This window comes from Pseudomonas sp. 67(2021) (genome assembly GCF_017491835.1).
Classification (GTDB): Bacteria; Pseudomonadota; Gammaproteobacteria; order Pseudomonadales; family Pseudomonadaceae; genus Aquipseudomonas; species Aquipseudomonas atacamensis.
On record NZ_JAFGYL010000013.1, the window covers coordinates 57,529 to 78,098 of the forward strand.

The window sequence follows — 20,570 nt, forward strand, 5'->3', positions numbered from 1 at the left end:
GCGTCCCGGGCGGCATTCCCACGCGGAGCGTGGGAACGATCATTGGCTAACGTTCACGCATCGCCTCGGTCCGCGCTTTCAACACCGGTTTGAGCAGGTAATCCAAGACGCTTTTCTCACCGGTGATAATGTCCACTGTCGCCACCATCCCCGGGATGATCAGCAGCGGTTTCACGTCGCCGCCCAGGTGATTCTTGTCGGTGCGCACCTGAATCAGATAGAAGCTGTTGCCCTTGTCATCGGTGATCGTATCGGCGCCGATCAGCTCGAGCTTGGCGCTCAGCCCGCCGTAAATCGTGTAGTCGTAGGCACTGAATTTGACCATGGCTTTCTGGCCCGGATGCAGGAACGCGACGTCTTGCGGGCGGACCTTGGCTTCGATCAGCAGGTTGTCTTCCAGCGGCACGATTTCGACCATGTCGCTGCCCGGCTGGACCACGCCGCCGATGGTGTTGACCTTCATCTGCTTGATCACGCCACGCACCGGCGACGTCACCGTAGTGCGGCTGACGCGATCGTCGATGGCGATGCTCGACGCGGTGATTTTCGACAGGTCGGTGCGTTTCTCATTCAGCTCTTTAGCGGCCTCGGAGCGGAAGGTCTGCTCGGATTCGTCGATCTTGCTGCGGATCTCGGCGATGGCCGATTCGGCGCGGGGAATCGCCAGCGTGGTGGCGTTCAGCGAACCACGGATTTCCACGGCGCTGCGCCTGAGCCTGAGGATTTCCACTGGTGACACGGCGCCGGTTTTCACCAGCGGTTCGGACATGTTCATCTCTTGTTGCAGCAGCGCCAGGCTCGAGCTGAACTGGCCCTGCTTGGAGCGAAACTCCGCCAGCTCCTGGGTTTTCTGCCGCAATTGTTCGCTGAGGGTGCGCTGTTCACTGGCCAAGCGGCGTTGGCGTTGCTCGTACAGCGAGCGCTCGTCCTCGGCGACTTGCGGCGCTTTGGCGATGACTTCAGCGGAGAGTTTGAAGGGGCGCCCCTCGGCCTCTGCTGACAGCCGTTCAACCTGCGCGGTCAGCGCGTAACGGTCGGCCTCGCTCTCGCCCTTGTTCGAGCGGAAGCGCGTGTCATCCAGACGCAGCAGGGTGTCGCCCTTGCCGACCATCTGGCCTTCGCGAACGTAAATCTCGGTGACGATGCCGCCCTCAAGGTTCTGGATCACCTGAACCTTGCTCGACGGAATCGCCTTGCCTTCGCCCATGGTCACTTCTTCGAGCACGGCAAATTTGGCCCAGACCAGGGCGGCGATCAGCAGCGCTGCCGCCAGCCACACGGTGATCCGCGATTTTCGCGGCGAATCCTGCAATGCTGCGCCGGCGGTTTCCGGCATGAACTCGGCTTCGGCGCTTTTGCCGAAACTGTCGAAGTAACCGCGTTTGTTGCTATCGGAGGAAGCAGGCATGGCGTAACTCCTAGACCGCCGCCGAGCCGACACGGCCCTTGCGCAGTGCATCGATGACCGCTTCTTTCGGGCCGTCAGCGACGACCCGGCCGTTGTCCAGCACCAGCAACCGGTCCACCAGGCTCAGCATCGAGGTGCGGTGGGTGACCAGCAGCAGGGTTTTGCCTTGCACCCAGCCATGCAGTTTCTGTCGCAGCGCGTCTTCGCTGCTGTTGTCCATGGCGCTGGTGGGTTCGTCGAGCAGCATGATCGGTGGATCGAGCAGTAACGCGCGCGCCAGCAACACCGCCTGGCGTTGGCCGCCGGATAGCAGTTGTCCGCGTTCGCCCACCGGTCGGTCGAAGCCTTGCGGGTGTTGTCGGGCCAGTTCGGTGACGCCAGTCAGTTCGGCGACTTCGAGCATGCGTGAATCGCTGATGTAACGCGCGCCCAGGGTCAGGTTGTCGCGCAAGCTGCCGGCCAGCAGCGGCAGGTCGTGGGCGACATAACCGATCTGCTGGCGCAGGTCAGCCACGTCCAGTTGGCGCAGGTCGAGGCCGTCGAGCAGTAACTGGCCTTGTTCCGCTTTGTAGAAACCCATCACCAATCGCGCCAACGTGCTTTTGCCGGAGCCGCTGCGGCCGATGATGCCGACCCGCTCGCCGGCTTTCAGGCTGAAGCTGACCTCGCTCAGCGCCGGCGCATTCTGGCCGTTGTAGTGGAACGTCACGCCGCTGACGTCGAGGGCACCTTGCAGCTGCGTACGTTCCAGTGGCCGTTGTTTGCCGTCGCGCTCCTGCGGCAGCGCCATCAGTGCGTCGGTGCTTTTCATGGTCAGTTGCGCTTGCTGGTAGCGGGTGATCAGCCCGGCGATCTGCCCGAGCGGGGCGAGCACACGACTGCCAAGCATGTAGGTGGCAACCAGCGCGCCGACGCTGAGGTTGCCGGCAATGATGCTGTAGACCCCGGCCACAATCGTCGCCATCCCGGAAAACTGCTGGATGAACAGCGTGCCGTTGGTGGCCAGCGCCGACAGTTTGCGCGCGTGGCTGTCGAGGCGGGTGAGGGCGCCGTGGGTGCTTTCCCATTTGTGCTGGCGCTCGCTTTCGGCGCCGCAAGCCTTGAGGGTTTCCAGGCCACCGAGGGTTTCGATCAGCACTGCCTGACGCTCGGCGCCGAGGCTCAGGCTTTTCTGCACGGTGTCACGCAGGCGCACCTGAATCGCCATGGCGAAAATGATCGTGATCGGAAACGCCAGCAGCGGAATCACCACCAGCCAGCCGCCGAGCAGGCCGATCACTACCAGCATCAACACCACGAAGGGCAAGTCGATCAGGCTGGTCAGGGTCACGGCGGTGAGAAACTCACGCAGGCCCTGGAAGTCGTGAATGCTCTGGGCAAAGCCGCCGATGGTCGCCGGCCGCGCTTTCATCGACATGCCGGTGATGCGCTCGAACAACGTTGCCGAGAGGATCACATCGGTTTTCTTGCCGGCGGTGTCGAGCAGGTGCGCACGCACCACGCGCAGCACCAGTTCAAAACCGGTGCCGATCAGCAAACCGATCGACAGCACCCACAGCGTCGAGGTCGCCTGATTGGGCACCACGCGATCGTAGGTCTGCATGACGAACAGCGGCACCATCAGGCCGAGCAGGTTGATCAGGAAACTGGCGAGGATCGCATCGCTGTACAGCCATTTCGACAGTTTGAGAGTGTCGCGAAACCACGCATTTACCCGTGGCACCAGCGGCGCGCGCAGGTCTTCGAGTTCGTGGCGCGGACGGGCGAACAAGGCCTGGCCGCTGTAGTGTTCGCTGAGTTCTTCGCGGCTGACCCATTGCTCGCCGCCGTCGGCTTCGCTGGGCAGCAGCAGGGCTTTGCCATCCTCGCCGAAGCGCCGCAGCACGGCAGTGCGCCCGTCGTTGAGCAGCAGCAGGATCGGCAGGTTCAGCGGCGAAATGTCTTTCAGGTCACGGCGCAACAGCCGCGCCTGCAATCCGGCCCGCGCGGCTGCACGGGGCAGCAGATCGAGGCTCAGGCGTTGTTTGTTCAGAGGCAGCCCGGCGCTCAGGCTGGCACGACTGACCGTGGCGCCATGCAGTTTGCAGAGGATCAGCAGGCCGTCGAGTAACGGGTCGTCGAAGCTCAGGCGCGGATCGACCCCGGTGGCGCCGGGTTCCATGCTGGTCATAGTGATTGCCTCTGTTGAACGGGCTCGGTTATCGGATCGTTCCCACGCTCTGCGTGGGAATGCCTCTAGGGACGCTCTGCGTCCAGTGACGCGGAGCGTCACGGGCTGCATTCCCACGCAGAGCGTGGGAACGATCAGAGATCGCAGCCTTCGGCAGGTCCTGCAGGATCTATTTCAACTCGGGCAGACGCGCCTGGTTTTTCACTTCGGTCGTGGCAATCGCATCAGCCGGCAGCACCACGCGTTGCTTGCTCAGCAATTGGCCCATGTTCGCCAGCACGCGGTACATCGAGTATTCCTCGGTGTAGCGGATTTCGGTGTAGCGACGGTTGGCGTTGTACAGCTCGTTTTCGCTGTCGAGCAGGTCGAGCAGGGTGCGTTGGCCGAGGCCGAACTGGTCCTGATAAGCGGCGCGCACGCGTTTGGTGGTTTCTGCGTATTCGCGAGCGGTCGGCGTCTGCTTCTTGGCATTTTCCATGGCGTTCCAGGCCAGACGAATGTTCTCGTTGAGCTGACGCAGGGCGTTGTTGCGGATGTCCATCGCCTGGTTGATGTCGTGGGCATTCGCGGCCAGACGTGCCTTGTCGCTGCCGCCACGGAACAGGTTGTAGTTCATCACCACACCGACACGCCATTCGTTGTCGTGGCCTTCATCACCCTGCACGTTGTTGTTTGCGCCCACTGCCGCTTCCGCGTCGAAGCGCGGGTAGAACGGCGACTTGGCCACTTCGTACTGGCTCTCGGCGGACTGCACGTCAGCCTGGGCCGATTTCAGGTACGGGTTGTTGTCGACCATGCTCTGCTGCGCTTCACGCAGGTCCGGTGGCATCTCACCGCGAGTCGAGGCCGGGGTTTCCAGCTCATCGGGCATGCGTCCGACCACGCTGTAGAAATTCGATTCGGCGTCGGCCAGATCGACTTCGGCGGTGTCGAGGTTGTTCTGCGCCAGTGCACGACGGGCAACCGATTGATCGGAGTCGGCGGTGCTGCCGATGCCGCGCTCGGTGCGCAGGCCGATCTGGTCGTTGACGCGCAAGTGCGCCTGCAGGTTGTTCTTCGCCAGCGTCACCAGTTCCCGACGCTTGAGCACTTCGAGGTAGACCTCGATGGTGCGCAGGGCCAGATCCTGTGCGGTGCCTTGCGCGTAGTAGGCGCGCGAATTGGACACGCCCTTGGTGCGCTCGACCTCGTTGGCGGTGTTGAAGCCGTCGAAGATCATCTGCCGCAAGCGCAGCTCGGACTGGGTGTAATTGAGAATTTCGGTGTTGTGATTACCGAAGGCACGGGTGTTGGTGTTGTCGCTGTAGCCGCGCCCGTAGGCCGCGTTCAGATCGACCGACGGATAAAACCCGCCCTTGGCCACTTTCACCTGCTCATCCGCAGACAGGCGGGCGTCCACGCGCGAAGCCAGTTCCGGGTGGGTAGCGATGGTGCTCTGAATCGCCTCGGTGAGGTTCATCGCCTGGGCTTGGGAAGTGCAAGCCATGGCCAGCAAAACCGCGCTGCAGAGGGGGGTTAAAACGCGCATGGGTGCATCTCCCTGGATCTCAATGTTGTGTTACCGTCGCCAAATATTTGACGTAAATTTAGGGTGTAAGCGTTTCACTCTTGTAACAACAGAGCTAAGAACATCCTAGAGCGTAGCTAAGAAAAAATTTTCATAAGGTATATTCCAAAAAAAACTTATGCGGTTTTTCAAAAGCAGCACATTGTTCAGCTCGAAAGCCTTTGTTTTATGCGCTTTAGGGAGCTCGAAAAGGCTTGAGGAAAGTTCCATTCACTTTGCGAGACACTGCGAAGTACTGCTGAAGGGGAGGGACGCGTAGCGGGGAATGAGCGACAGATTTTTGTCACTCGGGTGATTCACCACCGTTACGTAGCGCTAGTGGGTCGATGGATTGAACAGGGTTGGCAAGTGCTTGATCGCGCTGACAATTCACCTCAAACCGGGCCTGCGAAACGAACTGTCGAGGGTGCGAGCGTCGCCCCCGGCAACCCGATTGAGCCATGGGCTGCTTCGCGAACCAGTGCCGACGGTGGTCGGCAGCGGAGGATTTCACATGGCAGCGCTCATTGGTACGGTCACAAAAGTCATTGGTCAGGTGTTCGCCCAGGCGAGCGACGGCATCAAGCGTCCGCTGTTCGAAGGCGATCGTTTGTACGCTGGCGATCAACTGATCACCGGCGCGGAAGGCGCGGTGGCAGTGAAACTGCAAAACGGCGAGGAATTGACCCTCGGCCGGGGCAGCAGCATCACCATGACCGGGCAATTGCTGGCCGACCAGGCTGTCCCGGTGAACGTCGACGAAGCGCAGACCCCAAGCCAGGCGCAACTGACCGATGTCGAGCAGATCCAGCAAGCCATCGCCGCCGGTGAAGACCCGAGCAAAACCGCCGAAGCCACCGCGGCCGGCCCCAACGCGCCCACCGGCAATACCGGTGAACTGGGCGGCGGGCACAGTTTCGTTCTGCTCACCGAAGTTGGCGGCCGAGTCGATCCGATCATTGGTTTCCCCACCGCTGGCTTCAACGGTATTCCCGAATTTCCCGAGTATCGTCGCGACGCGGACATCGACAATGGCGACGACACGCCAGCGCCGGTCGTGGTGCCACCGCCACCAGTGAACAACCCGGTCATCCTCAACGGCCTCAATGGGGCGGATGGCGAGCTGAACCTCAATGAAGCCAATCTGCCTGACGGTACAGCGGCCAATCCAGGCGCGCTGACGCAAAGTGGCAGCTTCACGGTCTCGGCAGCGGATGGTTTGAACAGCCTGAGCATCGGCGGCATCAACGTGATTGTTGGCGGCGTGCCGATCGGCTTTCCCCAGTCGATCACCACGCAACTGGGCAACACCCTGACCATCACCGGTTACAACGCGGCGACCGGCACGGTCAGCTACAGCTACACCCTCAACGGCAACGAGACCCACGCGGCCGGCGACGGCGTGAATAATCTCGGCGAACAGTTCACCGTGATCGCCACCGACAGCAATGGCGACAGCGCCACTGGCACGCTGGACGTGAATATCACCGACGATGTGCCCAAAGCGTTTGACGACGCCAACGGCGTTGCCTCGGAAACCGTGCTGACCCTGACCGGCAACGTCCTCACCAACGACATACAAGGTGCCGACCGCGTACCTACCGGACCGGTCACGCCGGGTACTTTCACCGGTACTTACGGCACCTTGATTCTGAACGCCGACGGCACTTACACCTACACGCTCAATACCAGCGATGCCGATTTCAAAGCCTTGACCGGCGGTGGCAACGGAACCGAAACCTTCGCCTACACGATCACTGATGCCGACGGCGATTCCAGCACTGCCAATCTGGTTCTGCAGATCCATAACAACGACGATCCTGTAATCATCGATGGCCTGAACGTCGCCGGTGGCGAGCTTACGATCTACGAAAAAAACCTCAGCGACGGCAGCGCCCCGGACACTGGCGCGCTGACACAAAACGGCACCTTCACCATCACCGCACTGGACGGCGTGACCACGCTGACAGTCGGTGGCATCGCCGTGGTGACCAGCGGCGTCGCCGCAGGTTTCCCGCAATCGATCACCACGCCACTGGGCAGCACGCTGACGATTACTGGTTTCAACGCTGCAACCGGCGTGGTCAGTTACAGCTACACCCTGGCTGATAACGAAGCGCATCCGAACGCCAACGGCGCCAACAATCTGCCTGAGCAATTCGCGGTCACGGTCGTTGATGACAACGGCACCACCGCCACCGGCACCCTCGACGTGAACATCACCGACGACGCGCCCAAAGCGTTTGACGACGCCAACGGCGTTGCCTCGGAAACCGTGCTGACCCTGACCGGCAATGTCCTCACCAACGACATACAAGGCGCCGACCGCGTACCGACAGGCCCAGTCACGGCCGGTACATTCACTGGTACTTACGGCACCTTGGTTCTGAACGCCAACGGCACTTACACCTACACCCTGAATACCAGCGATGCCGATTTCAAAGCCTTGACCGGCGGCGGTAACGGCACGGAAACCTTCGCCTACACGATCACTGATGCCGACGGCGATTCCAGCACTGCCAATCTCGTTCTGCAGATCCACAACAACGACGATCCAGTCACCATCGATGGCCTGAACGTCGCCGGTGGCGAGCTGACGATCTACGAGAAAAATCTCAGCGACGGCAGCGCACCGGACGCCACCGCGCTGACACAAAACGGCACGTTCACCATCACCGCACTGGACGGCGTCACCACGCTGACTGTTGGTGGAATTGCCGTGGTGACCAATGGCGTTGCCGCAGGCTTCCCGCAGTCAATCACCACGCCACTGGGCAGCACGCTGACGATTACTGGTTTCAACGCTGCAACCGGCGTGGTCAGTTACAGCTACACCTTGGCTGATAACGAAGCGCATCCGAACGCCAACGGCGCGAACAATCTGCCTGAGCAGTTCGCGGTCACGGTCGTTGATGACAACGGCACGACGGCCACCGGCACCCTCGACGTCAACATCGTCGACGATGTACCAAAGGCCAACGATGACAGCAACGGCACTGCCTCAGAAAGCCAACTGACGCTGACCGGCAACGTCCTGACCAACGACGTGCAAGGCGCCGACCGCGTACCCACCGGTCCAGTCACGGCCGGTACATTCACTGGTACTTACGGCACCTTGGTTCTGAACGCCAACGGCACTTACACCTACACGCTGAATACCAGCGATGCCGATTTCAAAGCCTTGACCGGCGGCGGTAACGGCACCGAAACGTTCGCCTACACCATCACCGATGCCGACGGCGATACCAGCACTGCCAATCTCGTATTGAACATCCACAACAACAACGATCCGGTGCTGCTCAATGGCCTCGACGTCAACGGCGGCGAACTCACCGTCTACGAAAAAAATCTCAGCGACGGCACCAGCCCCAACACCCCGGCGCTGACCCAGAACGGCACTTTCACCGTCAGCGCTCTCGATGGTCTGCAGACCCTCACAGTCGGTGGCATCGCGGTGATCACCAATGGCGTGGCCGCAGGCTTCCCGCAATCAATCGTCACCCCGCTGGGCAGCACCTTGACCATCAGCGGTTATGATCCGGCGACCGGCGTGGTCAGCTACAGCTACACCCTGGCCGACAACGAAACCCACTCGACTGCCAGCGGCGCCAACAGCCTCACCGAGAACTTCGACGTGGTGGCGACTGACACCGATGGCAGCACCGCCAGCGGCCAGATCAACGTCAACATCGTCGACGATTTGCCGACCGCGCATGCGGACGCGGCTTCGGTGGCGGAGGGCGGTACTGTCAGCGGTAACGTACTCAACAACGATATCGGTGGCGCTGACGGCCCGGCGGTCACCGGTGCAGTGGTTGGCGTGCGCGCCGGTGCTGACACCTCGACTTCGGCCATCGGCGGGCTCAATTCGCAGATCAACGGCACCTACGGCTACCTCACGCTTGATGCCAACGGCAACGCCGTTTATCACAGCAATCCGAACACGGTGAACGGCCCGGGCGCGGTGGATGTGTTCACCTACACCGTGCGCGATGCCGACGGTGACGAAAGCACCACGACGATCACCATCGACGTCTACAACAGCTGCCTGAAAGCGGTCAGCGACACCGATGTCACCGTCTACGAAAAAGCCCTCGACCTGAACCAGGATGGCCAGGATCTGGCAGCGGGCAGTGTGGTCGGCAGCGATCCGAACAGCACTGGCGAAACCGCTTCCGGCACCCTGGTCGGCTCGGTCACCGGTGCGGTCGGCGCGATCAGTTATGCGTTGGTTGGCAGTGCCACCGGCAACTACGGGCAGATCGTTCTCAATGCCAATGGCACTTACACCTACACGCTCACTTCGCCAGCGACCACTACGCCGCACGCCGACGACGGCGCCAACAGCCTGAGCGAAACCTTCACCTATCAGGCCACCGATTCGCTGGGCAATGTCGTCACCAGCACGATCGTTGTGAGCATCGTCGATGACGTGCCGAAGGCGCTGAATGACAGCAATGCCGACAGCGCAACAGAAGTCCAGGTGACCCTGACCGGCAACGTCCTCGACAACGACGTGCAGGGCGCCGACCGCGTCGCCAGCGGCCCGGTAACCGCCGGTACTTTCACTGGCACTTACGGCACGCTGGTGCTCAACGCCAACGGCACTTACACCTACACGCTGGACGCCAACGACGCCGATTTCAAAAACCTCCAGGGCGGCGGCAACGGCACGGAAACCTTCGCCTACACCATCACCGACGCGGACGGCGACACCAGCACCGCCAACCTGGTGCTGAACATCCATAACAACGACGATCCGGTGTGCCTCGACGGCCTCGATGTGAAGGGCGGCGAAATCACCGTCTACGAGAAAAACCTCAGCGACGGCAGCAGCCCCAACACCTCGGCGCTGACCCAAAGCGGCAGCTTCACCGTGACTGCGCTTGATGGCCTGCAAACCCTCACGGTCGGCGGCATTGCGGTGATCAGCAATGGCGTCGCCGCCGGTTTGCCGCAATCGGTGGTCTCGCCACTGGGCAGTACGTTCACCATCACCGGTTACGATCCGGCCTCCGGCGTGGTCAGTTACAGCTACACCCTGGTCGACAACGAAGCCCATCCGAACGCCAACGGCGCCAACAGCCTCAGTGAGAGCTTCGACGTGGTCGCCACTGATACCGATGGCAGTACCGCCAGCGGTCAGATCAACGTCAACATCGTCGACGATTTGCCGACTGCCAACGCCGATACCGGCTCGGTGGCGGAGGGCGGCACGGTCAATGTCAGTGTGCTCGGCAATGACCTCAGCGGTGCCGACGGCGCCGCCACGGTGGTCGGCGTGCGCGTCGGCAGCAACACCGCGACGTCGGCCAGCGGCGGGCTCAACAGCAACATCAACGGCAACTACGGCTACCTGACCCTCGACGCGGCGGGCAACGCGGTTTACCACAGCAACCCGAACTCGGTGAGCCCGCCGGGCGCGACCGACACGTTCACCTACACCATCCGTGACAGCGATGGCGACGAAAGCACCACAACGCTGACCATCAATGTCGCCGACAGCAAACTGGTCGCCTCGGTGGATCAGGATGTCACGGTCTACGAAAAAGCCCTCGACCTGAACAAGGATGGCCAGGATCTCGCCGCCGGCACAGTCACCGGCAGCGAACCGGGCAACACCGGCGAAACCGCCAGCGGCACGCTGGTCGGTTCGGTCAGTGGTGGCAGCGGCGCGATCACGTACACCCTGGTCGGCAACGCCGCCGGTAGCTACGGGCAACTGCTGCTCAACGCTGACGGCACTTACACCTACACGCTGACCTCGGCGCCGAAAACCGCGCCGAACGCCAACGACGGGCCGAACACCCTCAGCGAAACGTTCACCTACAAAGCCACCGATGCGCTGGGCAACAGCACCACCAGCACGCTTGTGGTGAACATCGTCGACGATGTGCCGAAAGCCGTTGCCTCGGATCGCTCGGTTACCGCAGTGGAGATTGATTCGAACATCCTCATCGTCCTCGACATTTCCGGCAGCATGGCCGATCCCTCTGGCGTGCCGGGCCTGTCGCGGCTGGCACTGGCCAAGCAGGCCATTGGCGCCTTGCTCGACAAGTACGATGATCTGGGCGATGTGAAAGTGCAGTTGGTGACGTTCAGCAGCAATGCCGCCGACCGCACCACGGTGTGGGTCGATGTCGCTACTGCCAAGACATTGCTCGCCGGCCTCAACGCCGGCGGCGGCACCAACTACGATGCCGCCGTGGCGGTGATGCAGACCGCGTTCGACACCTCCGGCAAACTCACCGGGGCACAGAACGTCGGCTACTTCTTCTCCGACGGCAAGCCCAACGAGGGCGACATCGGCACGGCTGACGAGGCCGCGCTGAAAAACTTCCTCGACGCTAACAACATCAAGAACTATGCAATCGGTCTGGGCAGTGGCGTGAGCAACGCCAACCTCGATCCGCTGGCCTACGACGGCATCAACCACACCAATACCAATGCGGTGGTGGTCACCGATCTCAATCAGCTCAACTCGGTATTGTCCGGCACCGTGCAGGGCGCGCCGGTCACCGGTTCGCTGCTGGGCGAGGGCGGTTCGTTCGGCGCCGATGGCGGTTTCATCAAGTCGATCGTGGTCGACGGCACCACCTACACCTACGATCCGAAAGCCCTCAGTGGCCAGGGTTCGTTGACCGCGAGCGGCGGCGCCAATCACGGCACCTTCAATACCGCCAACAACAGCGTCAGCATTGCCACCAACAACAGCGGCACGCTGGTGGTCAATCTTGATACCGGCGAATACAGCTACACCTCGCAGAAAACCACCGCCGTGGTCATCACCGAAAACATCGGCTTTACCGTCAGCGACAAAGACGGCGATCTGGCCAGCTCCACCCTGACGGTGAAAGTGATTCCCAACGCGCCACCGGTGGCGATGGACGATCACGTCATCACCAACGTGCTCTCGGGCAACATCGTGGTGCCGGGTGAGCTGCTGCTGGCCAATGACAGCGATCCGAACGGCGACACCCTCAACGCCACGCCAACCAGCTTCAACACCGGTTGGGTTTCGAAAGCGGCGGACTTCACCGGTACCGGCCTGATCGGTTTCACTGGGCAGAACAATAATGCGGCCAACCAGAACCTGGCCAACGTGCGCAGCGCCTTCAGCGCCAATGCCGCGACCATGACCGCCGCGCTGGTGGTCAGCGGTTATCTGGGCATGGTGAGCAACAGCAATGCCAACGATGAAGATCGCATCACCGTCAATCTACGTCAGGGCGAAACCCTCAATCTGGATCACAATCTGGGTGCCGGTAAGATCAGCATGGAGTATTCGCTCAACGGCGGTGCCTGGATGGCGCTGGCGGACGGCCAGACCCTCAGCGCCTCGGCGGACGGCGTCTACCAGATCCACATCACCAACATTGGTAATGGTGGCGGCAACCCGAACGCGGCGGAAAACTACCAACTGACCATGACCCTCAACTATGCGGGGGCCCACGACATCACGCCGGACTTCCACGGCACCTACACCGCCAACGATAACCACGGCGGCAGCGACACGGCCAACGTCAGCATCAGCTATCAGGACGGCCACACCTTGACCGGCACTGCTGGCGACGATGTGTTGGTAGCGGGCAGTGGCAACAATGTGATCAACGCCGGCGAAGGCAACGACGTGCTCAGCGCAGGCTCCGGCAACAACGAAATGCACGGCGACGGCGGTAACGATTTGCTCTACAGCGGCGCCGGCAACGACCTGCTCGACGGCGGCACTGGCAGCGACACCGCCAGCTACGCCCACGCCACGGCCGCTGTCACCGTCAATCTCGGCCTGCTCGGTGCGCAGAATACCCTCGGCGCCGGTACTGACACGCTGACCGGCATCGAAAATCTGCTCGGCTCGAACTTCAACGACAGCCTCACCGGCGACGGCAACAACAACGTGATCAACGGCGGCCTCGGCAACGACTTCCTCAATGGCGGCGCTGGCGATGACTTGCTGATCGGTGGCATGGGCAACAATACGCTGACAGGCGGGGCAGGGGCTGACACCTTCCAGTGGCTCAAGGGCAACAGCGGCCACGACCTGATCACCGACTTCACCCCCGGCACCGACAAACTCGACCTGTCGCAACTGCTGCAAGGCGAAAACGCCAGCACCGCGTCGCTGGACGACTATCTGCACTTCACCGTCAGCGGCAGCGGCGCCTCGGTGATGACCAGCATCGACGTCAGCGCCATGGCCGGCGGCACGCCGAACCAGACCATCGACCTGGCCGGCGTCAACCTCGCCAGCCACTACGGCGTGACACCCGGGGCGGGCGGCATGGTGGCTGGGGGGCATGACACGGCGACGATCATCAGCGGCATGCTTAATGATCATTCCTTGAAGGTGGATACGGTGTAAGCGCCGTCTGAAACAAAAAAACCGCCGTCCAGCTCAAAGGGGCGGCGGTTTTTTTCTGCCTGATGGTACTGCATTGCTCACACGTCAGTCTTCGCGAGCAGGCTCGCTCCCACGGTGGAATGCATTTCAATGTGGGAGCGAGCCTGCTCGAAAAGGGGCCAGAGATGGCACCGGACAATCAGCCGGTGTTTGACACAAGCTCACGCCGACAGCCCAAATTATCCAGAATCCGATTCACCGCCAACTTCCCGAGCATGATCTGCTGCTCAGCAGCAATGGCACGGCACAATTGTCAATAAGGTCTGAGGCACCATGCCCAATATCCGATGCTCAAGTCGTTACGGCAGAGATATCCGCCGCCTCGCCAAACGTAGTAACCCCCCTGATTGTGACCACATGCAGCGCCGGTGCACATCCACGTTATCCAGCCTGAAGCTAGCGGCCAGTTATGGTCTTTGCCATAGACAGCGTACATGCTATTAAAATAATTGTTTAAAGGAACTGAACCATAAACACTGTTCATCCAGTTTACTGCCTGGTAATGGTTCATTGCATACCCAGACACGTGCAGCTGGTAGACATTCCGAACATCAACGTTGTATGAAAATGAGCTGAATCGGTCTTGCACCGTGATGTAGGTATTGCCGTTACGCATACCGGTGACTTTCCCGTTGCCGTCAACATGGGCCACGTTCGAATTACTGCTTCTGTAAGTGATCGGGGGAACGCCGGTAGATGGGACAGCAGCACGGATTTGAGTGTTACCTGGAAAGTCCGCACTGTGTGGCCATGCATAAACTCTCGGTCCATGCAGGGCCATGGCGCTATTGTTGATTTGCAGCGCTTTGCGCAGCGTGAACGAACGCAAAGGAGAGAGCAGACCTTCACCATATAGCGCCCGAATCTGCACGATTGTCAGTACATCGACAACGAGCCCCTTCAGTAGCACTGAGAATTTGCCGTCCTTGTCTGTGGTCAACGTCTCCACCGGCTCGCCATCCACCAGCACTTCAACCTGCTGCTCTGTACTCGCAGTCCCTTCAACCGTGACATTGGGGTCAACCGTAAGGTCGCTATGCGGTATCTCCCGGTTCTGCGAGTCCTTGACCAATGTAATGACCGGTTGCAGTTCAACCAGAGATTCGATTTGGTACGTCTGGTGAGGAAATTCCACCGGTTTGCCGCGCAACCCCAGGCGCACGGAAAATATCAATGTCGCCGTACTGCCGCTTTTGAGATTTCTCAACACTTCCAGCGTCGGCGTTGACAGTTCCCGTATCAGCCCGGCGCTGGTGACGCTCGCCTCCGCGTTGATGATGACGTGGCGGACAGGGTTGTTTGTGCTGTCGATGCCGATCAGCACCAGCGTCATGCTCTGGCCCGGTCGTTGTCCGTGCCAGAGGTTGACCGCCAATTTGTCTGCGCTGGTCAGTTTTTTTACGTCCAGTATTGCGTTGTCAATGCCAATGATTCGCGGTCGCGGAAACCTGGGATCCTGATCAGCGATCAGTTTGAAAGAAATCTCTGTTTCCGGAGATGATCCGATTTTCTTGCCGTCCTGATTCAGGTTGAATTTGAAACCCACGGTTTCGCCGTGAAGCGCCGTTATCAACTTTCTGTTCAGGAGAAAGGTGGCTTGTTTGGCCGAATCCAGGTCTACCAGCGGGAAGCGATCAAATCCCAAGGGCAGTGGTGTGCACACCAGGCGGACCTTCTCGGTCTTGGCATCGAGATATTCCACCAGCATGCTCGGCAGCTCCGCCAATGGATCAAGCGGATTAGTGAAAGGTGATACCAGTGAAGGCGGCGTGAGGACAAGCTCCTTGGGATCGCCGATCTTCAACTGAGCGATATCGGAAAAGACTTCACTTTCGCCGGGATTGGTGATGGTGGCCTGCACGGCCAGTCTCGCGCTGGCGTAGGGCTTGATGTACTCGTTCTCGGCCTCGAAAACGATGGGCTTTGAAGGATCGGTTACCAGCTGTCCCCAAGTGAACTGTACCAACTTGCCATTGATGTCTGTGGTCTGCCAGTGCAGCTTGACCTCTGCCCCTTGTTTCAAGGGCCAGAAGCTGGCGACATTTATTAGGGCTTTGGCAGTATCGACCGCCAGTTCGCCTTCCACCAGTGGGGTGACCTCCGGCGCTCCCAGTGGCAACGATTTACCCGCAACGGTTACGTCAGCAGGTTTGGAGAGCTTGGGCTGACCTGCTCTGGTCAGGATATAGGTTGCCCGTAAACTTCCACCTATCACATTTTGAATGCGGAAGTTTTCGACTGGAAAGTACAGTGTCTTGCTGGCGACGGTCACCGTTAAAGAATAGGTATGAGTGACTGGCACGTTGTTTCGGGTGAATCCTTCCAGTGTCAGGGCGATCACATCGTTGATCGCAAAACTGCCCGTCAGGAGAATGTTCGTCGGGCCGCCTGCAAGCCAATCATGGTGTAGAACGTCGTCGCCATCGGACTGCTCGAAAATCGGCGCGGCCAACAAAGTTATTCCTGGCTTGAACGGCAGAATGAGCGGTTCCGAAAAACCACTGGAGTTCTCGACAACGTCATAAACGCTCCAGCGCACCACCAGATTGCTGGTTTGTTGCAATTTGCCAAGTAAGTCAGACGTCAGCTTGAAAACGATGTCGGCCGAGGCGTCAGTCACGACGAAGTCCAGCCGCAGCGAACCACATTTCAGCACGACCGTATCGCCGATCTGCTGATTGAAGTAATGCTTGACCGTGACTTCCATGCCCTCTTTGATGACGTTCTGATCGACGATGCTTTCCGATGCGAGCGGCAGCTTGAGGCCCTGATTGAGGGACTTTCCACCATCAGTGTCCGCCTCGCCGGGTGCGGGGTATTTGAACCAGAGCTGTGCGTGTGGCGATTCCGATGGGTTGCCGCTCTGTCTTGTGACTATCATCCAGCAATCCAGCCTGACGTCTGTAAACGGCAGGAATTTCTCCTCGAGGATTTCAGCTGAAATGTAAAAAAATACGGTTTTAGGAATCTTTCCATCGGCCTCAAAATCCTCCTCCGTAAGGATGAAATCAATCACGGACAAAGGGTTAGTGACATCGGGTTCATCGATGAAGACTTTGATATGGTCACCAATGCCTTGAGACAGATATTCCGGGAGACGGAAGCCCAATCCGTTAATGTCCTGAGTAACCATGGCGATGTTGATACCATAGCTTTTGTCAGCTTGCAGCTTGTGCAGGCGTGGTTCCGGCGGATAGATGGCCAGCACACTGACACGGGAACGCGGCGCAGGAGGAAATATCAGGTATTGCGAGCTGTTCATGAATTTTCGCCTTCCACACGGGGCGCTTACCTGGGCTGTCAGCGCCGATACGGAAGAATTAATCATGGGCCGGTAAATCGCGCACCTGTCAACTCTGACAGGTATGCGTAGATATCGGACGAACGGTTGAGCAGGCAGCGGCGTGGTAATCAGCCTTTTTTTAAGGTTTTCTGCCGCAAAATATAAATCGTCACCAGCACCGCACTGGTCAGCATGAACCCACGCGCCCAAACCAGCGGCACCAGATAACATGAGAACAGAATGCTCACCCACATCAGGCCGATCGCGTAGACCTTGCCTTTGAGCGGGATGCCGTTGCCTTCGAGGTAGTCGCGAATCCATGGCCCGAGGCGCGGGTGTTCGACCAGCCAGCGATAGAAGCGCGGAGAGCTGCGCGCGAAGCAGGCCGCGGCGAGCAGGAGGAAGGGGGTGGTGGGCAGGACCGGCAGGAAGATGCCGATCACCCCCAATGCCACGCTGAGCCAGCCGATGGCCAGCAGGACGTAGCGCAACATCAGGGGGCGGTTGCCTATGGGGTTGTCCATAGGCCGGGTCTTAGTGGTGACGAGGCTTGAGGATCGCCGGTTTTTCGTCGGGGGCCTGGCACAGCAGGTACAGCGCAGTCAGGGCTTCCGGGATCTGAACGATCATGTCGTCCATCAGGTTGGCGTCCTTGGCGATGTCTTCGAACTCAGGCTGCTCGTCGAACAGGCCGGAACCGACCATGATCGGCAGGAGCATTTCGCTGACTTCTTCTTCGGCGGTTTCGAACCAGGCCGCTTCGCGCAGGAACACGCCCTCCATGAAACCGATGCACCAGCCGCGCAGTTCGGAGTCGTCCGGCTCTTCGCCCAGATCCAGTTCGCACGGCAATTCGAATTCTTCATCCGAGGCCAGTTGGCGAGCGATGTGCGCCTTAAGGCCGATCAGCGTGGCTTCGATTTCGGCACGCTGGGCTTCGTCGGTGTAATGCGGCTCTTCGGCGAACAGCGCGTCGATCCACTCGCGCTCCGGAACGTCTTCGGAGCAGATCGACAGCGCGGTCAGGTAACCGTGGGCGGCGACGTAATCCAGCGCCTCGTCGTGCAGCTCGTCGGCGTCGAGGAAGACTTGCAGGCGGGTCAGTTGCTCAGCGAAGGACATTACGGGGCTACCTTGGGGAATAAACAATGCGGGAATTCTAGGCCTTCTTGCGCGCTCTAGCCAGCCGCTTGGCAGATTTGCCCGAATTACCGGCCTCACTGGAAAGATGAATAACCCTGTGGGAGCGAGCCTGCTCGCGAAGGCGGTGTATCAGGCACTTTTATATCGACTGACAGGTCGCTTTCGCGAGCAGGCTCGCTCCCACAGGGTTTTGTGTGTGGCAGGTTTATCAGTGTCTTCTCAGCGGCACCCTCTGCGGCGAAGGCCTCGGGTATACTGCCGCGTTTTGCGATCCCTGCCGGCGCTGCGCTGGTCATGCAATGTGTTCTTACGTTTTGTTTAAGCAGCCGAAGCTGCTCTGAACCAGCCTGAGCAGGGATGTATCGGTAGATTTTTGGAGTTTTTATGCTCGAACAGGCTCAACGCGTCCTCAAGGACATCTTCGGCTACGACAGTTTCCGTGGCCGTCAGGGTGCGATCATTGAGCGCGTAGCCAGCGGCGGTGATGCGCTGGTGCTGATGCCTACCGGTGGCGGCAAGTCGTTGTGCTTCCAGGTGCCGGCGCTGTTGCGTGAAGGTCTGGCGGTGGTCGTGTCGCCGTTGATCGCGCTGATGGACGATCAGGTCGCCACCCTCGAAGAACTGGGCGTGGCCGCCGCTGCGCTGAACTCCACGCTGAGTGCCGAGCAGCAGCGCGATCTCGCTCTGCGAATCAAACGCGGCGAAGTGAAAATGCTCTATCTGGCGCCCGAGCGCTTGGTGCAGCCGCGCATGCTGGCATTCCTGCAAAGCCTGGAAATCGCCTTGTTCGCCATCGACGAAGCGCATTGCGTATCGCAATGGGGCCACGATTTCCGCCGCGAATACCTGCAACTGGGTCAATTGGCCGAGCTGTTCCCCAACGTCCCGCGCATCGCTCTCACCGCGACCGCCGACAAGCGCACCCGCGAAGAAATTGTCGATCGCCTGCACCTGCAGAACGCCGAGCGCTTCCTGTCGAGCTTCGACCGCCCGAACATCTTCTATCGCATCGTGCCCAAAGAACAGCCGCGCAAGCAGTTACTGGCCTTCCTCGCCGAACGGCGCAGCGATGCCGGCATCGTTTATTGCCTGTCGCGCAAGAAGGTTGAAGAAGTTGCGGCGTTCCTCAGCGAGCAGGGCTTCCCGGCGCTGCCGTATCACGCCGGTCTGCCCAATGATCTGCGCGCCTATCACCAGAAGCGCTTCCTCAATGAGGAAGGCCTGATCATGGTCGCGACCGTGGCGTTCGGCATGGGCATCGACAAGCCCAACGTACGCTTCGTCGCGCACCTTGATCTGCCGAAATCTCTCGAGGCGTATTACCAGGAAACCGGGCGCGGCGGCCGTGACGGGCTGCCGGCGGATGCGTGGATGGCTTACGGTCTGCAAGACGTGGTGATGCTCAAGCAGATGCTGCAGAACTCCGAAGGCGACGAGCGGCACAAGCGTCTGGAGCAGCACAAGCTCGACGCCATGCTCTCGCTGTGCGAAGAGACCCGCTGCCGCCGGCAGGCGTTACTGGCCTATTTCGACGAAGACATGCCCGAACCGTGCGGGCATTGCGACAACTGTGTCGACGGCGTGCAGACCTGGGACGCCACCGAGCCTGCACGTCAGGCATTGTCGGCGATTTTCCGCACCGGCCAGCGCTATGGCGTCGGTCATCTGGTCGACGTGTTGCTGGGCAAGGACAACGAAAAGGTGCGCAGCTTCGGCCATCAGCATTTGTCGGTGTTTGGCGTTGGCAAGGCGTTGAGCGAGAGCGAGTGGCGCTCGCTGTTCCGCCAACTGGTGGCGCGTGGGTTGGCCGATGTCGACCACGAGGGTTATGGCGGTCTGCGCTTGAATGACAGTTGCCGGCCTTTGCTCAAAGGCAAAGTGAAACTGGAACTGCGCCGCGACCTGAAACCGCAAGTCACCGCCAAAACCGGCAGCAAGAGCCAGGCCAGCCAGCTGGTGCGCGGCGAGGAACGCGAACAGTGGGAAGCCTTGCGCGCACTGCGGCGCAAACTCGCCGAAGAACACGGCGTGCCGCCATATGTCATCTTCCCTGACTCGACGCTATTGGAAATGCTCCGCAGCCAACCCACCTCGCTGGCGGAAATGGCCCGAGTCAGCGGCGTTGGCGCACGCAAGCTGGAACGTTACGGCGAAGCCTTCCTCGAAGTACTCGGCGGCGAGGCGGAGGCGCCGAAGGTGGTCGCCGATGTCCGTCACGAGCTGATCACCCTGGCCCGCGCCGGCATGACCCCGCTGCAGATCGCCGGGCAGTTGCAGTGCTCGGAGAAGAACGTCTACGCCATGCTCGCCGAAGCCATCGGCAAGCAGCAATTGTCGCTGGAGCAGGCGCTGGACTTGCCTGAGGAATTGATGGGCGAAGTGCAGGACGCGTTCCTCGATGGTGAGGGCGAGTTGCCGTCGGTCGCTGAAGTGGCTGAGCTGTTTGCCGGGCGTGTGCCGGAAGGCGTGCTGTATTGCGTGCGGGCGGCGTTGCAGTCTGAATTCGAGATGTGAAACGACGTATGCGCCAAGCCCCGTGCAGTTGTAACGATTCAGTACAGAGCGACTCTTGCCTATAACTGCCGCCCATGCTTAGCTGACTAATAATTAGATTTTCCG

Annotated in this window: 8 protein-coding genes; 2 read left to right on the forward strand and 6 right to left on the reverse strand. The window is 60.3% G+C overall.

Translation table 11 applies throughout. The features are described from left to right. Positions 1 to 46 precede the first annotated feature (46 nt). From J5M66_RS16935 to J5M66_RS16945, 3 genes are all read right to left on the reverse strand, one after another. Entirely contained in the window at positions 47 to 1,408 is a 1,362-nt protein-coding gene (locus J5M66_RS16935) for an HlyD family type I secretion periplasmic adaptor subunit (protein ID WP_016771147.1), read from the reverse strand. A gap of 10 nt (positions 1,409 to 1,418) precedes the next feature. Further along, positions 1,419 to 3,578, reverse strand: a complete 2,160-nt coding sequence (locus tag J5M66_RS16940; protein WP_207808761.1) for a type I secretion system permease/ATPase — start codon at positions 3,576 to 3,578, stop codon at positions 1,419 to 1,421. Positions 3,579 to 3,747: 169 nt separating this feature from the next. Next, positions 3,748 to 5,106, reverse strand: coding sequence for a TolC family outer membrane protein (locus tag J5M66_RS16945; RefSeq protein WP_016771146.1), 1,359 nt, complete (start codon positions 5,104 to 5,106; stop codon positions 3,748 to 3,750). Between the two features lie 532 nt (positions 5,107 to 5,638). Here J5M66_RS16945 and J5M66_RS16950 point away from each other — a divergent pair. Then, a complete protein-coding gene (locus J5M66_RS16950) occupies positions 5,639 to 13,486 on the forward strand; it encodes a retention module-containing protein (RefSeq protein WP_207808759.1) in 7,848 nt (2,615 codons plus the stop codon). A gap of 292 nt (positions 13,487 to 13,778) precedes the next feature. Here J5M66_RS16950 and J5M66_RS16955 read toward each other — a convergent pair whose 3' ends face one another. The 3 genes from J5M66_RS16955 to J5M66_RS16965 all read right to left on the reverse strand — a co-directional run bounded on the left by J5M66_RS16955 (position 13,779) and on the right by J5M66_RS16965 (position 17,930). Next, complete coding sequence (locus J5M66_RS16955; RefSeq protein ID WP_207808751.1) at positions 13,779 to 16,787, reverse strand: Ig-like domain-containing protein; 3,009 nt, start codon at positions 16,785 to 16,787, stop codon at positions 13,779 to 13,781. A gap of 149 nt (positions 16,788 to 16,936) precedes the next feature. Further along, on the reverse strand, positions 16,937 to 17,332 hold the full coding sequence (locus tag J5M66_RS16960; protein WP_123442882.1) for a YbaN family protein: 396 nt from the start codon (positions 17,330 to 17,332) through the stop codon (positions 16,937 to 16,939). 10 nt (positions 17,333 to 17,342) lie between these two features. Then, on the reverse strand, positions 17,343 to 17,930 hold the full coding sequence (locus J5M66_RS16965) for a YecA family protein (protein WP_016771143.1): 588 nt from the start codon (positions 17,928 to 17,930) through the stop codon (positions 17,343 to 17,345). Between the two features lie 405 nt (positions 17,931 to 18,335). Between J5M66_RS16965 and recQ the strand changes: the two genes are divergently transcribed. After that, positions 18,336 to 20,465 carry a DNA helicase RecQ gene (gene recQ, locus J5M66_RS16970; RefSeq protein WP_123442881.1) on the forward strand — a complete coding sequence of 710 codons (2,130 nt, stop codon included), beginning with the start codon at positions 18,336 to 18,338 and terminating at the stop codon, positions 20,463 to 20,465. The last annotated feature ends 105 nt before the right edge of the window (positions 20,466 to 20,570 follow it).

Bases quoted from the DNA above. Each gene is read 5' to 3' on its own strand.
- J5M66_RS16955 (WP_207808751.1), bottom strand. From the start codon at position 16,787: ATGAACAGCTCGCAATACCTGATATTTCCTCCTGCGCCGCGTTCCCGT.
- recQ (WP_123442881.1), top strand. From the start codon at position 18,336: ATGCTCGAACAGGCTCAACGCGTCCTCAAGGACATCTTCGGCTACGAC.
- J5M66_RS16950 (WP_207808759.1), top strand. From the start codon at position 5,639: ATGGCAGCGCTCATTGGTACGGTCACAAAAGTCATTGGTCAGGTGTTC.
- J5M66_RS16945 (WP_016771146.1), bottom strand. From the start codon at position 5,106: ATGCGCGTTTTAACCCCCCTCTGCAGCGCGGTTTTGCTGGCCATGGCT.
- J5M66_RS16965 (WP_016771143.1), bottom strand. From the start codon at position 17,930: ATGTCCTTCGCTGAGCAACTGACCCGCCTGCAAGTCTTCCTCGACGCC.
- J5M66_RS16960 (WP_123442882.1), bottom strand. From the start codon at position 17,332: ATGGACAACCCCATAGGCAACCGCCCCCTGATGTTGCGCTACGTCCTG.
- J5M66_RS16940 (WP_207808761.1), bottom strand. From the start codon at position 3,578: ATGACCAGCATGGAACCCGGCGCCACCGGGGTCGATCCGCGCCTGAGC.
- J5M66_RS16935 (WP_016771147.1), bottom strand. From the start codon at position 1,408: ATGCCTGCTTCCTCCGATAGCAACAAACGCGGTTACTTCGACAGTTTC.